Annotated in this window: 7 protein-coding genes; all 7 read left to right on the forward strand. The window is 65.7% G+C overall.

The window, feature by feature from the left end; translation table 11 throughout:
* Positions 1 to 20: 20 nt before the first annotated feature.
* The 7 genes from C4K39_RS31985 (at position 21) to C4K39_RS15320 (ending at position 15364) form a co-directional block, all read left to right on the forward strand.
* Entirely contained in the window at positions 21 to 398 is a 378-nt protein-coding gene (locus tag C4K39_RS31985) for an enoyl-CoA hydratase-related protein (protein ID WP_280530840.1), read from the forward strand.
* Positions 341 to 1552, forward strand: coding sequence for a polyketide synthase (locus C4K39_RS31990; RefSeq protein WP_280530845.1), 1212 nt, complete (start codon positions 341 to 343; stop codon positions 1550 to 1552). The genes C4K39_RS31985 and C4K39_RS31990 overlap by 58 nt, the downstream gene beginning before the upstream one ends.
* 46 nt (positions 1553 to 1598) lie before the next feature.
* Entirely contained in the window at positions 1599 to 1853 is a 255-nt protein-coding gene (locus C4K39_RS15300) for an acyl carrier protein (RefSeq protein WP_124346864.1), read from the forward strand.
* Positions 1854 to 1922: 69 nt separating this feature from the next.
* The gene (gene fabD, locus C4K39_RS15305; RefSeq protein WP_124346865.1) at positions 1923 to 3026 is read left to right on the forward strand and encodes an ACP S-malonyltransferase; all 1104 of its coding nucleotides are present in this window, start codon (positions 1923 to 1925) and stop codon (positions 3024 to 3026) included.
* 62 nt (positions 3027 to 3088) lie between these two features.
* On the forward strand, positions 3089 to 4321 hold the full coding sequence (locus C4K39_RS15310) for a beta-ketoacyl synthase N-terminal-like domain-containing protein (RefSeq protein WP_124346866.1): 1233 nt from the start codon (positions 3089 to 3091) through the stop codon (positions 4319 to 4321).
* Between the two features lie 19 nt (positions 4322 to 4340).
* Positions 4341 to 5600 carry a hydroxymethylglutaryl-CoA synthase family protein gene (locus C4K39_RS15315; protein ID WP_124346867.1) on the forward strand — a complete coding sequence of 420 codons (1260 nt, stop codon included), beginning with the start codon at positions 4341 to 4343 and terminating at the stop codon, positions 5598 to 5600.
* A gap of 65 nt (positions 5601 to 5665) precedes the next feature.
* Positions 5666 to 15364, forward strand: a complete 9699-nt coding sequence (locus C4K39_RS15320; RefSeq protein ID WP_124346868.1) for a thioester reductase domain-containing protein — start codon at positions 5666 to 5668, stop codon at positions 15362 to 15364.
* Positions 15365 to 15384: the final 20 nt, after the last annotated feature.

Consider the following 15384-nt stretch of genomic DNA (forward strand, 5'->3'; position numbering starts at 1 on the left):
AGCCCGCAGTGGAGGCGGCAATGATCGAAACCGGATACCACACCCTGCGTGTGCGCCACGAGGACAACATCTGCTTCGTGCAGCTGTATCGGCCCGAGGCCAACAACACCATCGACGATCGCCTGGTCGCCGAGCTGGCCGACCTGCTGGAACGACTGGATGAGCGCGTGACGGTACTGGTGCTCGAAGGGCTACCGCAGGTGTTCTGCTTCGGCATGGACTTCGCGCTGGTGCGCAAGCTGGCCAAGGACCCCAGGCCAGTTCCAGCGTGCTCGACCCGGCCACCCTCTATGACCTCTGGCTGCGCCTGGCGACCGGGCCGTTCGTGGTGCTGTCCTACGTGCGCGGCAAGGTCAATGCCGGCGGCGTCGGGTTCGTCGCCGCCAGCGATATCGTGATCGCCGACCAGAGCGCCTCCTTCAGCCTTTCGGAGTTGCTGTTCGGACTGATGCCGGCCTGCGTATTGCCGTTCCTGGAGCGCCGAATCGGCCCGCAGCGCGCCCACTACATGACCTTGATGACCAGCGCGATAGGCGCCGACCAGGCCCTGTCCTGGGGCCTGGTGGATGCCAGCGAGGCTGATGGCGACAACCTGCTACGCAAGCACCTGTTGCGCTTGCGGCGCCTGTCCCGGCCGGGGTGGCGCGCTACAAGCAATTTCGTGGCTCGCTGTGCGGCGCCCCACGACTCGATCGCGACGCCGCGCTGGCGGCCAACCGACAGGCGTTCAGCGATCCGCAGAACCTTTCGAACATCGTGCGTTACGTCGAGACGGGCGCGTTCCCGTGGGAGCAGGTGTGAGATGAGCGACGATCTGGTACAGCTCGAACAGGTAACGCCAGCGATCGTGCAGGTCACCATGACCGATCGCGTCCACAAGAACGGATTCTCCACTGGCCTGGCCCAGGCACTGATCCGCACCTTCGAGACGGTACGCAGCAATCCGGCGTGGAAGGTGGTGGTCCTGACCGGCTACGACACCTACTTCTGCACCGGCGGCACCCAGGAAATGCTACTCGAGCTGGCCGCCGGGGGCGGTCAGTACACCGACTATCCGATCTACGAATTGCCGCTGACCTGCGAGATTCCGGTAGTGGCGGCCATGCAGGGGCATGCGATTGGTGGCGGGCTGGTATTCGGCCTGTTCGCCGACCTGGCGGTGCTCAGCCGCGAGAGCGTATATGCGGCGAACTTCATGCGCTATGGCTTCACCCCGGGGTTCGGCTCGACCCTGGTGCTGCAGGAAAAGCTCGGCCTGGCGCTGGCCCAGGAGCTGTTGATGACCGCCGAGAACTATCGCGGCGACGAGCTGGCCGGCCGCGGCATCCCGTTCCCGGTATTGCCACGGGCGAACGTGCTGGCCCACGCCCATGAACTGGCAGCGCAATTGGCCGAGAAACCCCGGCATTCACTGGTGCTACTCAAGGAGCACCTGACCTCTGGCCTGCGCGCGCGGTTGCCCGCGATCACGGCCCGCGAGGTGCAGATGCACGAGCAAACCTTTCATCTCCCCGAGGTGCGAGAGCGTATCAAGGCACTGTTCGGCAACTGATTAGCCGTTGCCCGGTGCGATATTCCTTCAAGAGCGAGGCACAAGCATGACCAGAGAACAGGTATTCGAATTGATCGTCCGTCACGTCCGGCAAGTGATTCCTACCCTTGCCAGCCATGCGTTCAGCCGGGGCGACCGCTTGCGTGACCTGGGTGCGAACTCGGTGGATCGCGCGGAAATCGTGATGCTGGTGCTGGAGTCGCTGTCCCTGAGCATTCCGCGGGTGGAGCTGTTCGGCCCGGGCAATATCGGCGAACTGGCGGACCTGATCCACACCCGGCTCCAGGCGCGGGCGGTGTAGCACGGATGGACCGGGCAGGGCGCGCCAGGTCTGGCGCGCCGCCAGAGGTAACGCACAACGGAGGTGCCAATGAAGGTGTTCATCTTTCCCGGCCAGGGTTCGCAGCAGCGCGGCATGGGTGGCCAGCTGTTCGATGAGTTCCCCGAGCTGACCGAAGCCGCCAGCGACATACTCGGTTATTCGATCAAGGCCCTGTGCCTCGATGACCCGGATGGCCTGCTGGACCAGACCCGCTACACCCAGCCGGCGATCTATGTGGTCAACGCCCTGGCCTATTTCCAGCGGCTGCGCGATGGCGCCCAGGCGGATGGTTTCGCCGGCCACAGCCTGGGTGAATTCAACGCTCTGCTGGCCGCGCAGTGCTTCGATTTCGCCCAGGGCCTGCGTCTGGTCCAGCGCCGCGCCGAGCTGATGAACCAGGTCAGTGGCGGGGAGGGGGGCATGGCCGCGATCATGAACCTGCGGCGCCACGCGCTGGTGGAGCTTTTGCAGGCGCAACAGGCCGATGGTGTGGACCTGGCGATTCACAACGCACCCTTGCAGAGCGTGATCGCCGGGCCCAAGGCCGAGCTGGCGCGCTTGGAAAGCGCGGTCGAGGCAGCGGGCGGCATGCTGTATCCGCTCAATACCAGTGGCGCCTTCCACTCGCGCTACATGCAACCGATCGCCGATGCATTTTGCGCGTATCTCCAAGGCCTGGAGCTGGCGCCGCCGAACAAGCCGGTAATCGCCAACGTTTCGGCCCAGCCATATAGCCAGGAAGCGATCGCCGACAACCTGGTCCGGCAACTGACCCATCCAGTGCAATGGTGCGAGAGCATTCAATACCTGCTGGCCCAGGGCGAGGTGCAATTCGAAGAGGTCGGCCATGGCGAGGTGTTGACCAAGCTGGTGGAGAAGATCCGCGCTGGCAGCCGCCTGCCTGTGCCTGGCGTTGCGGTTTCGCCGCGGGACGCAGCGCCTGGGCCTCGCGAAGCGGCGCTGCACAGCGCCATCGAGCAGGTCGCCCAGTGGAATGCCCGGCATCCCGCCGGCACTCGGGTGCGCTCGCTACGGGTCGACGGCGACCAGCTGACCCGCAGCACCGCCTTGGTGTTGCTGGGCCACCGGGCGGCGGTCTACCTGCAAGGCCACAACGGCTACTTCGCCCTCGACGAGATCCAGGCGTTGTAGCCATCCATGCAGCCATGGGCCGGCCCGTTGCCTTCGCCCGAATCGACAATCCTGGTGCCAACATGCTTGCCACTCGACCACTACCCGTTGCGATCACCGGTGTCGGTATCGTTTCCGCCATTGGCCAGGGCCGGGAGGCCTTTACCCGCGCACTGCTGGCCGGCGACGCCGCTTTCGGCGTGCTGCAACGCCCCGGGCGCCAGGGGCAAAGCCGTTTTCTCGGCGCCGAACTCGGCCCCCTGCAACTGCCGCCGGAGCGTTCGCCACGGTTGTTCCGGCAGTTGTCGCTGACTGCCGAAGCGGCCCTGGTGGCCTTGCATGAAGCCTGGCAGGACGCCCGCCTGGAGGACGTGGACCCGCAGCGCGTCGGCCTGGTCGTCGGTGGCTGCAACCTGCAGCAACGTGAACTGGCCCAGCTCCATGAGCGCTATACCGGGCGCGAGGCCTTCGTGCGGCCGGGTCATGGCGTCGAGTTCATGGACAGCGACTTGTGCGGGTTGTGTACCCAGCAGTTCGGCATCCAGGGCATGGCCTGCACCGTGGGCGGCGCCTCGGCCAGCGGCCAGGTCGCGGTGATCCAGGCGCTACAGGCGGTGCAGTCGGGACAGGTGGATGTGGCGATCGCGCTGGGCGCCCTGATGGATCTGTCGCATTGGGAGTGCCAGGCGTTGCGTTCTTTGGGGGCCATGGGCTCCGAGCGCTATGCCGATGCGCCGATGCAGGCGGCCCGGCCGTTCGACCGCGACCGTGACGGCTTCATCTATGGCGAGTGCTGCGGTGCGGTGGTGGTGGAACGCTTGGCCAACCCCGCGCGCAGCACCGTCCGGCCCTATGCGCAATTGTCCGGCTGGGGCTGGACCATGGATGCCAACCGCAATCCCGACCCATCGCGCGAGGGCGAGATGCGCGCCATCGCCCAAGCCCTGGAACGCGCGGGCCTGGCCCCGGGGCAGATCGACTATGTGAACCCCCACGGGACCGGCTCGCCCCTGGGCGATGTGGTGGAGCTGGCTGCCCTGCGCGACAGCGGCCTGGGCCACGTGCGCCTCAACACCAGCAAGTCGCTGCTTGGCCATGGGCTCACCGCCGCCGGCACCGTGGAGGTAATTGCCACGCTGGTGCAGATGTGCGAAGGGCGCCTGCACCCGAGCCGTAACCTGGACACGCCGATCGATCCGTCCTTCGACTGGATCCGGGATGCGGCAAGGCCGCACTCGATAGAGCACGCCCTGACCCTGAGCATGGGTTTTGGCGGCATCAACACCGCGTTGTGCCTGACGCGTCATGAGCGATGAACAACCAAGGAGAAAGCCAATGCTATCCGTAGGAATCGAAGCGATGAATGTGTTCGGCGGTCGAGCCTGCCTGGACGTTGCCGAACTGGCCGCGCACCGCCAGCTGGATACGGCGCGCTTCAATAATCTGCTGATGAAGGAAAAGACCGTCGCGCTGCTGGACGAGGACCCGGTGACCTATGCGGTGAACGCAGCACACCCTTTGGTGGAGGCGTTGTCGGCCGAAGAGAAGGCCCGGATCGAGTTGCTGATCACCTGCTCGGAATCGGGGATCGATTTCGGCAAGTCGCTGAGCACCTACGTCCATCACCACCTGGGACTGAACCGCAACTGTCGGTTGTTCGAGCTCAAGCAGGCTTGCTATTCGGGCACCGCGGGCTTGCAGATGGCGGTGAACTTCATCCTGGCCCAGGTCTCGCCGGGGGCCAAGGCGCTGGTGATCTCCACCGACCTGGCCCGGCACATGACCACCGGCGGCAGCGCCCTCACCGAGGACTGGTCCTTCGCCGAGCCCAGCACCGGTGCCGGCGCCGTGGCGATGCTGGTCAGTGACCAGCCGCGGGTCTTCGACATCGACGTTGGCGCCAACGGCTACTACGGCTACGAAGTGATGGACACCTGCCGGCCAACCGCGGATACCGAGGCCGGTGACTCCGACCTGTCGCTGCTGTCCTACCTGGACTGCTGCGAGAACGCATTTCTCGAGTACCAGAAGCGCGTCGGCGACGTCGACTATGTCGGCTCGTTTCGCTACCTGGCGTTCCATACGCCCTTCGGCGGGATGATCAAGGGCGCACATCGCACCATGATGCGCAAGCAGGTCCGGGCCGCGCCGGCGGACATCGAGGCCGATTTCCAGCGCCGGGTGACGCCGGGACTCAGCTATTGCCAGCGGGTCGGCAACATCATGGGCGGCACCGTGCTGCTATCGCTGGCCAGCACCATCGCCAATGGCCGCTTCGAATCGCCGGGACGCATCGGTTGCTTCTCCTATGGCTCGGGCTGCTGTTCGGAGTTCTACAGCGGCGTGGTGCGCCACCTGGGGCAGGAGCAACTGCGTGCCCAGGAGATCGAGCGCCAGCTCGATAACCGCTACCGGCTGTCGATGAGCGAGTACGAAGGGCTGTTGCAGAGCAACACGCAGGTGCGCTTCGGCACCCGCAACGTACGGATCGACGACGCCTGCAGCGTGCATCCGCAGTTGCCACGTGCGGACCGTCCACAGCTGGTTCTGCGGGAAATCAAGGAATTCCACCGCGAGTACGAATGGGTCCAGTAAGGACCTGGGCCCATGGGTGGCCGCGAACAATGGATGGTTTGCCAGACAACTGAAGGAGTCGATTCATGGACCCACGATCGCCGCAGGACGAAACCACCGCCACGCCTGGCGCCAGCGAACAGGCCGCCAAGCCATTGCTCCAGGCCTGCCCAGAGCAGGCAGCCATCGCCATCGTCGGCATGTCCGGCCGCTATCCCGGGGCGGACTCGCTGGAGGCCTATTGGCGCAACCTGGTGGACGGCCGCGACTGCGTGGGCGAGATTCCAGCCACGCGCTGGGACGTCGATGCCTATTTCGACCCGGCCATACCTTCGCCGGGCAAGGCCTACAGCAAGTGGCTGGGCAGCCTGGAGGCCATCGAATGCTTCGATCCGCTGTTCTTCAATATCGCCCCCACCGAGGCGCAACGGATGGATCCGCAGCAGCGCCTGTTCTTGGAGGAGGGCTACCGGGCTTTCGAGGATGCTGGGCGAGCGCCACAGGAACTGAGCGAGTCGCGCTGCGGCGTGTACCTGGGCATCAGCGGTAGCGAGTACGGCACCCTGGTCCAGCAGCGCCTGGGCCTGGTGGACATGATTGGCAGCAGCCCGGCGATCGCCGCGGCCCGCATCGCTTACTTCCTCAACCTCAAGGGACCGGCGATTCCGGTGGATACCGCCTGCTCGTCGTCGCTGGTGGCCATGCACCTGGCCTGCCAGGCCTTGCGCAACGGCGAAGTGGACCTGGCGCTGGCCGGTGGGGTGGCGTTGTACCTGATGCCGGAGCTGTACGTCTGCATGTGCGCAGCCGGAGTCCTTTCACCTACGGGTAAATGCCGGACCCTGGATAACCAGGCCGACGGTTTCGTGCCCGCGGAGGGCGTGGGCGCGCTGGTGCTCAAGCGGCTCGCAGATGCCGAGCGCGACGGCGACCCGATCCACGGGCTGATCATCGGCTCGGGGATCAACCAGGACGGCCGAAGCAATGGCTTGACCGCGCCCAACCAGGACAGCCAGGCCGCGCTGTTGCGCGAAGTCTACCAGCGCCACGGCATCGATCCGGCCAGCATTAGCTACGTGGAAATGCACGGCACGGGTACCAAGCTGGGCGATCCGATCGAACTCAATGCCCTGTCCACGGTATTTCGCGAGGGCACCAGGGAATCGGGTTTCTGCGGCCTGGGCTCGGTCAAGAGCAACATCGGCCACACCTCGGCCGCCGCCGGTGTGGCCGGTGTGCACAAGGTACTGTTGCAGATGCGCCATCGGCAACTGGTACCGACCCTCAACTACAGCAGCCCCAACGAGCATTTCGACCTCAAGCTGGAACAGTCGCCGTTCTTCGTCTGTACCTCGGGCCAACCCTGGGCGCCTACCAGCGGGGTGCCATTGCGCGCGGCGGTCAGCTCGTTCGGCATCAGCGGCACCAATGCCCACCTGATGCTCGAGGAGTATCGCCGGCCCCAGGCCAGTCGCTCCAGGGTGGAACTGGATGAGCAGCACCCGCTGCTGATCGTGCTGTCGGCCAAACGCCCCGCACAGCTCAAGAGCTGCGCCGCACGGCTCAAGGCGTTCCTCGAGAACACTACGGATGTGGACTGGCCGGCCCTGGCCCATACGCTCCAGGCGGGGCGGGCGCCGCTGGAGCAACGGCTGGCCTTTGTCGCCACCGCGCCTGGGCAGGTCATCGCGACACTCGCAGCCTTCATCGAAGGCCAAGCGCTCGAACAAGTGATGGTGGGCGATGTTCGCAAGACCCTTGCGCACACGGGGGATGTCGACCCGGCCAAGGCTTTGTCTGGGGCCGACGGGCTGGCCTTGCTGGAGCTGGGCAGGGAGTGGGTCAAAGGCACGCAGATCGACTGGCGGTCGCTCTACGCCGAGCAGCCCGGGGGCCGTATGGCCCTGCCGACCTATCCGTTCGCCCGGGAGCGCTACTGGATCGAGCAGCCCCCGGATGCGGGCGACGAGCCCGGGCCGCTGCCTCCGACGTTGCATAGCTCGTTGCAGCCCCTGTTCCAGTACAGCGGCTCGCTGGCAGGTGAACAGCGTTTCTCCACGACCCTGACGGGCGACGAGTTCTTCTTGCGCGATCACCAGGTCGCGGGGCAGCCGTTGGTGCCCGCGGCGATGCAGTTGGAATGGGCGCGCGCGGCCATGGCCCAGGCCCGTGGCTTGCCGGCCGAGCATCCCGTGCTGCTGGAGGAAATCGCTTGGCTGCGCCCCCTGGCGCTCCGCTCGCCGCTGCAAGTACATGTCGGCCTGCGGGAGCAGGGCGAAGGCACTGTTGCCTATCGGATCTTCAGCGATGATCAGGGCGAGCCATTGGTGCACAGCCAGGGCCGGGCGCGGTTGGACAGCAGCCCTGAGCAACCACGGGTCGACCTCCAGCAACTGCGCGCGGGGTGTGGCCGTCAGCTAGACGGTGCCGCCTGCTATGGGCGCTTCGCCCGGATTGGCTTGGACTATGGCCCGAGTTTCCAGGTGCTGCAGGGCCTGGAGCTGGCTGACGATCTGGTGCTTGCGCGATTGCGCGGCGCTAGTACGCCCCCTGGAGTCGGCTTGCCCGCGCCGTTGATCGATGGCGCGCTGCAGGCCAGCCTGGGCCTGGCCGCGCAAGACGCCCTGGCATTGCCTTTTGCGCTACAGCGGCTCGAGCAGTGGCATGCGCTGCCGCATGAGGTGTGGGCGATCTTGCGACCCGCTACGAACCACCGGGGCAAACAACGCGGGATCGATATCGATCTGGCAGACAGCGAGGGACGAGTCATGGTGCGATTGAGCGGATTCAGCAGCCGGGCGCCGGCGGATAAATCGCCGCTGGAGGCGACAGACACCGACCCGCTCCAGGAACTGAGCCTGATGCCGGCCTGGGAGCCAATCCTCGAGCAGCCGGGCAACACGCTGAGCGATTCGCGGCCTGGGGGCCGGATGGTAGAAATCTGCGGCGAGGTGGAGCAAGGCCAATTGACCGCCGGCGGCCAGGGCGCCTGGCAATCCTGGCTCCAGCAGCAGGAGCCGTTCGAACACCTGGTCTGGCACGTACCGCCAGGCCAGCCCTGGGCCGCCAAGGCCGCCTTCCTGTTGATCAAGGCCCTGCTGGAGCTGGGACACGGCGGGCGGCCGCTGGGTCTTTGCGTCGTCACCCGCCAAGCCCTGGGCGTACGCCCGCAGGAGCTGGGCGATCCCTTCCAGGCCAGTGTGCACGGTCTGATCGGTAGCCTGGCCAAGGAATACCCCAATTGGCGCCTGGACCTGGTGGACCTGGCGCCGCAAGACCCGATTCCCTGGTCGGCGCTGCTCGGCCGCACGCCAGGCGTGGCCGGAGAAACCCTGGCCTATCGCCAGGGCCGTGGCTATCGCCAACGCTTGCTGGTCTGCCAGCTCGCCGCACCGGCGCAACCGGCCTTCCGCCAGGCGGGGGTATATGTACTCCTCGGCGGCGCCGGTGGCATTGGCGTGGCGTTCAGCGAGTACCTGATCCGCCAGTACCAGGCCCAGGTGGTATGGCTGGGCCGGCGCAGCGAGGACCAGGCGATAGCCGATCAATGTGCACGCCTCGCGGCGCTGGGCCCGGCGCCCCTGTACCTGCAGGCCGACGGCCGCGATCGCGCCGCCCTGGAAGCGGCGCTCAGCGAAATCCACGGGTGCTATGGCGCCGTGCATGGCGTGGTGCACGCCGCGCTGGTGCTGGCCGATCGCAGCCTGGCACAGATGGATGAACAGACCTTCGAGGCGGCGCTGGCGGCCAAGCAGGAAACGGCGCTGAACCTGGACGCGGTCTTCGGCAACGAACCCTTGGACCTGATGCTGTACTTCTCGTCGTTGCAAAGCTTCGCGCGGATGGCGGGGCAGGGAAACTACGCCGCTGGCTGTTGCTTCGTCGATGAATTTGCCCGCAATGCGCAACGTCCCTATCCGGTAAAACTGGTGCACTGGGGTTACTGGGGTGGGGTCGGCGTGGTGGCATCGCCCGACTACCGGGCGCGGATGACCCAGGTCGGAATCGGCTCGATCGAGGCCCCACAGGCCATGGCGTGGTTGGAAAACTGGCTGGCCGGCCCACTGGAGCGTCTTGGGTTCGCCAAGCTGGACTTGGCCAGGGTTGCCCCCGCCTGGGGCATCGCCAGCGATGAAGTGGCAGAACTCATGCCCGCGGTGCCTGTCGTGTCGCTGCCGGTACCGCCGCTACTTGCCCCGCCGGTCACTGCGGCCAGTGCCTGGCAAGCGCTGGAGCAACGCCTGAAGCCACTGCTGTACAGCCTGCTGCAAGAACACGGTTGGTTGGCAACCGAGCAGGGACTGGCACCGCAATACCAGCGCTGGCGTGCAGCGGCGTTGCGCCTGGCCGGCCATCCCGAGGCGGATACCGGTTGGGACCGGCAGTGGTCGCAGTGGCAGGCCTACTGCGAACAGGTACTGGCAGGAACCGAGCCGCGCGGCCTGGAGACCCAGGTACGCCTGCTCGACCAGATGCTGCGGGCATTGCCGGCGATATTGCGTGGCGAGCGGGAGGCGACCCAGGTGCTGTTCCCCGAAGGGCGACTGGATGGGGTCGAAGCCCTGTATCGGGATCACCCGGTGGCAGATCACTTCAACGCAGTGCTGGGTGAGCGCCTGCAGGCCTATGTCGAGCAGCGCTTGCGCCTTGAGCCCCAGGCGCGCCTGCGGATCCTGGAGGTCGGCGCCGGGACCGGCGGTACCAGTGCCGGGCTCTTGGCGCGCCTGGCGCCATACGCCGGACAGATCGACGAGTACGCCTATACCGATGTGTCGCCGGTCTTTCTCGAGCATGCCCAACAGCACTACGCGCCCCGGGCTGGTTACCTGCGAACCGGCTTGCTGGACATCGAGCGGGACCCTTCGAGCCAGGGTTTCCAGGCCGGAGGCTATGACGTGGTAGTGGCGGCGAACGTGCTGCACGCGACCCGAGACATCACGCAGACCCTGGGACAGGTCAAGAGCTTGCTCAAGGGCAACGGACTGTTGCTCTTGAACGAGGCCACCCAGGCACACCTGTTCGGGCATTTGACGTTCGGCCTGCTGCCCGGGTGGTGGCTGGCCGAGGACCCAGAGCTGCGTATCCCGGGCACGCCGATGCTGACTCCCGCCAATTGGCGCTGCGTGCTGCAAACACAAGGATTTTATGGCGTGGACATCCCGTGCGGCACGACCCAGGCCCTGAGCCAGGAAATCATCCTGGCCATCAGCGACGGCGTCGTGCGCCATGCCGTCACGCCTATCGAACCGCTTTCCGCCGCACCTGCCGGGCCCACGACTGAAGCGCAAGGCGCCCAGCCGCCTGCGGCGCCGTCCGGCCTGGATGCCCAGGAACTGGCGACCCAGGTCGAAGCGGCGATCACCCAGATGATTTCCGACTACCTGAAGATCGCCCGTGAAGAGCTGGATCGAAATACGCCCTTTGGCGAGTTCGGTTTCGATTCGATCGCTTCGACGGCGTTTACCCGGCTGCTCAATGAGCGTTATGGCCTGGACATGGCGCCCTCGGAGTTTTTCGAGACCCCGACGATTGCCGCGCTGGCCAGCTACCTGGCGCAGGAGTACCGGGCCGAACTGCAGCCGCTCTTTGCCCCGGCCCAGGCGCCCCGAGCGTCCGAGGCGAGCGCGCCGAAAGTTGCCGCACCCAGGGTCGATCATGTAGCCCAAGGCCCGGGGGGCGAGCCCGGCCTGACCAAGGCGGGCGCCGAACCGATCGCCGTGATCGGCATGAGCGGGCGTTTCCCTGAGGCCGAGGACATCGACGCGCTGTGGCGCAACCTTGAGGCGGGCCGCGACTGCATCGGTGAGTTGCCCCTGGGGCGGTTTGGCGCCGGGCCAGAGCCTACCTTGCGCCATGCCGGAGTGCTGGAAGACCTGGATGGGTTCGATCCGGCCTTCTTCAATATTTCACGCCGCGAGGCCCAGGGCATGGACCCCCAGCACCGCTTGCTGATGATGCAGGTCTACAAGGTGATCGAGGATGCGGGGTACTCGGTGCAAAGCCTCTCGGGCAGCAATACTGCGCTGCTGGTGGGTACCTGCGCCACGGGTTATGCCCAGCTGCTGGCCCAGTCCGGCGAGGCCGTGACCGCGGCACTGGCAGTGGGCACCGCTGGATCGATGGGCCCCAATCGCATGAGCTACTGGCTGAACTGGCATGGGCCGAGCGAGCCCATCGAAACCGCCTGTTCGAGTTCCCTGGTGGCCGTGCATCGGGCCGTGACCTTGTTACGTACTGGGCAGTGCGACCAGGCGGTGGTGGGTGGCGTCAACACCCTGCTTTCAGCAGAGGCCCATGAGAGCTTCATGCATGCCGGGGTGCTGAGCGGCGATGGGCGATGCCGGGCGTTTTCGGCCCAGGCTGGCGGCTATGTACGGGGCGAAGGGGTGGCAATGCTGATGCTCAAGCCACTGTCCGCGGCCGAGCGTGACGGCGACCACATCCATGGCTTGATCCTTGGTAGCGCGCAGAATCACGGCGGCCAGGCCAACTCGCTGACCGCACCCAATCCGCAGGCCCAGGCCAAGGTGATCGAAACGGCGCTGCGTGAAGCCGGGGTGGACCTGGCTAGCATCGGCTACATCGAGGCCCATGGCACCGGCACCGAGCTGGGCGATCCGATCGAGATCAAGGGCCTGAAGCAGGCGTTCCGTAAGCTGGCGGGCAAGGATGCGTTGGCCGAGCACAGCGTCGGCCTGGGAACCATCAAGAGCAACATCGGCCACCTGGAACTGGCGGCCGGAGTGGCGGGGCTGGTCAAGGTGCTATTGCAGATGCGCCATGGGTGCCTGGTCCAGAGCCTGCACAGCCTGCCGCTGAACCCGCAGATCGAACTCGCGGGCAGTCCGTTCTATGTGGTGGATGCCAAGCGGCCCTGGCCGGCGCTCGTCGATGGCCGGGGCAACGTGCTGCCCAGGCGCGCCGGGGTCAGCTCGTTCGGCTTTGGCGGGGTGAATGCCCATGTGGTGCTGGAGGAGTATCGGCCGCAGTCGCTCCCGGCCCAAACGGCCCAAGCCAAGCCGGTGCTGGTGCTGCTCTCGGCCCGGAACGCCACAGGACTCAAGGCGCGGGTCGAGCAACTGCTGGCCTTTATGGAGCACCGTGAAGTGGACCTGCAATCCCTGGCGTACACCCTGCAGGTAGGGCGCGAGGCGATGAAGGTGCGCCTGGCTTGCGTGGTGGATTCCGTTGATAACCTGCGCAGCCGGCTGCGGGCTTACCTGGGCGAAGAGGGTGGGCAGGGCGAGATTTTCCATGGCGATATCAAGCGCGACCCGGGCCTGCAAATGATCTTCCAGGCGGACGAGGACCTGCAGGAAACCGCCAGCAGGTTGATCGCCCAGGGCAAGCTGGGGCGACTGGCGCAGTGGTGGGTATTGGGCCTGGAGATCGACTGGACGCGCCTGTATGGCCAGCAGCGGCCGCGGCGGATCAGCTTACCGACCTACCCCTTCGCCCTGGAGCGATGCTGGGTGCAAGCATCCGCCAAACCGCGCGCTAGCCAGCCGCACCGCGAGCCTGCGCCGATTGCGTCGTTGCCCGGCAAGCCACGGGGCCTGCGCCTGCGGGCGACGGAAGAGCGCGCCGAGCTACGGGCCGTAGCTTCCCAGGGCGGGGCGTCGAGCGGGCATTCCACGGTGCAGGTGGCCGCAGCCCATGCGCTCACGCAGGCACCCCGGAGCATCTCCGATATCGACACCGTAGCGGATCTCCATCAGCAGAACGCTGGGCTGGATGAGTTGGAGCGGACTCTCAAGGAAACCCTGGCGGCGGCGCTGCGGATTGACGTCAACGAAATCGACCCTGACGAGATGCTCTCTGAACATGGTCTTGATTCGATCATCGCCGTGGAGTGGATTCGTGAACTCAATCGGCTGTATTCGATCTCGATCAACACCAGCCAGGTGTATGAATTCCCGACGATTCGCGAGATGGCCAAGTTGGTGCAACAAGCCAGGGAACGCCCGAGGGCGGTTGCCTTGAATACCGCAGCCGACGAGCAGGATTCCGGCCAGTCTTTGGGGGCGACGCAGATGGAGCGCGCAGCGACGATCGCTATCCAGTCGCAGCCGCAGGTCGCCGCGCCAGCTTCGGCCTCCTTGCGGAACCAGATCGACCAGGGTGCGCTGGAGCAGGAATTGACGACAAGCCTTGCCCAGTCCTTGCGCATCGACAGCCAGGAAATCGATCCCGAGGAAATGCTCGCCGAACATGGATTGGATTCGATTATCGCCGTGGAGTGGATCCGCGAGATAAACCAGCGTTACTCGATCTCGATCAATACCAGCCAGGTCTATGAACACCCGACTATCAGACAGCTGGCGGCCCTGGTCGGCCAACTACGAGGCACCGAGTCGCCCGTTGTCCCGGGTACGCCGCAGCCGGTGGCAAGCGCGCCCCAGCGAGCAGCGATTCCGTCTCAGCCATCGCTTGATCCGGCTCCGGTATCGGCTGCGATGGCATCACCCGCCGGCCACCAGCTTGAATCGCCATCGCGGGTATTGGCGAACCAGCTTCGACTGGACACCCTGATCGGTTCGGACATCCTGCGCGCGGCAGCGAAACTTGCGCAACCCACCGATCTACCACCAAGCCAGGTCCTGTTGACCGGGGCCAGTGGGTTCGCCGGGCGCTTCCTTGCCCTGGACCTGGCGCAAGGCTTGGCTCCACGCGCGGGGACCCTGTATTGCCTGGTGCGGGCAACTTCGGATGCAGCAGCGCGGCAGCGCCTGCTCGAGAGCTTGGCGGCGTCCACCGAACTGCAACAACGCCTGGTCGCGCTGGAGCGGTCCGGACGTCTGGTGGTCTTGGCGGGCGACCTGACCAAGCCGCGCCTGGGCCTTGCGCAACCGACCTGGGACATGCTGGTGCACAAGGTCGAGGCCATCGTGCACAACGGCGCCCTGGTCAATCACATGCTGGCCTACAACCAGTTGCACGGGACCAATGTCCACGGCACTGCCGAGGTGATACGTCTGGCGCTTTCGGGAAAGAAGAAGGCCATCAACTTCATCTCGAGCATCGCCGTGGGCAGTGCGGTGCACCGGAACGAGCCGATCCACGAGAGTGAGAAGGCTCTGGACCTGTATGACCACTGCCTTGGAGCAGGGCGCTACGCCGCCGGTTATGCGGCCAGCAAGTGGGCCGGGGAGGTACTCTTGCAGGAGGCATGGGAGAAGTGGGCGATACCGGTCAAGGTGTTCCGTTGCGGCATGCTGTTGCCCCACAGTACCCAGCCTGGGTTCGTCAATTTCGCCGACATCTTCTCGCGCTTTCTGGTCAGCTTGGTGCAAACCGCTATTGCTCCGCCGTCTTTCCATCTAGACAGTTCCCGCTCCATGACCCCGATATTTCGCGGGTTGCCGGTGGATGCGGCCGCACGTTCGATTGCCCAGATCAGCCTGGGCGTGGAGGCCGGGTACTCCATCTACCACGTCCAGAGCAACGCGCCCGACGCCCCCAGCCTGGACGTGTTGGTGGACTGGGTACGGGAGCTGGGTTATCCGCTCGAGAAGCTGGGAAGCTCCGAAGCCTGGAGCCAGGAGTTCGTGGCCCGCCTGCAAGCGCTGGACGCCCGGCCAAGATCCTACAGCCTGTATTCATCGATCTATCAACTGGACGAATTACAGGAGGTATTGAACCAGCCCGAGTTCGACAGCCACAGATTTGCCGAACGCACCCGCTCGCTCATCGACGGTCCGGTGGCCCAGGACTGGCTGGCGCCGATCGATCGGAAGTTCATTTCGGGCTACCTGAAGGAACTGGCCAATGCCGGGTTGATCTAGGAACTGACTTTGATCGAGGA

The sequence above is a fragment of the Pseudomonas sessilinigenes genome (genome assembly GCF_003850565.1).
GTDB classification, from domain to species: Bacteria; Pseudomonadota; Gammaproteobacteria; order Pseudomonadales; family Pseudomonadaceae; genus Aquipseudomonas; species Aquipseudomonas sessilinigenes.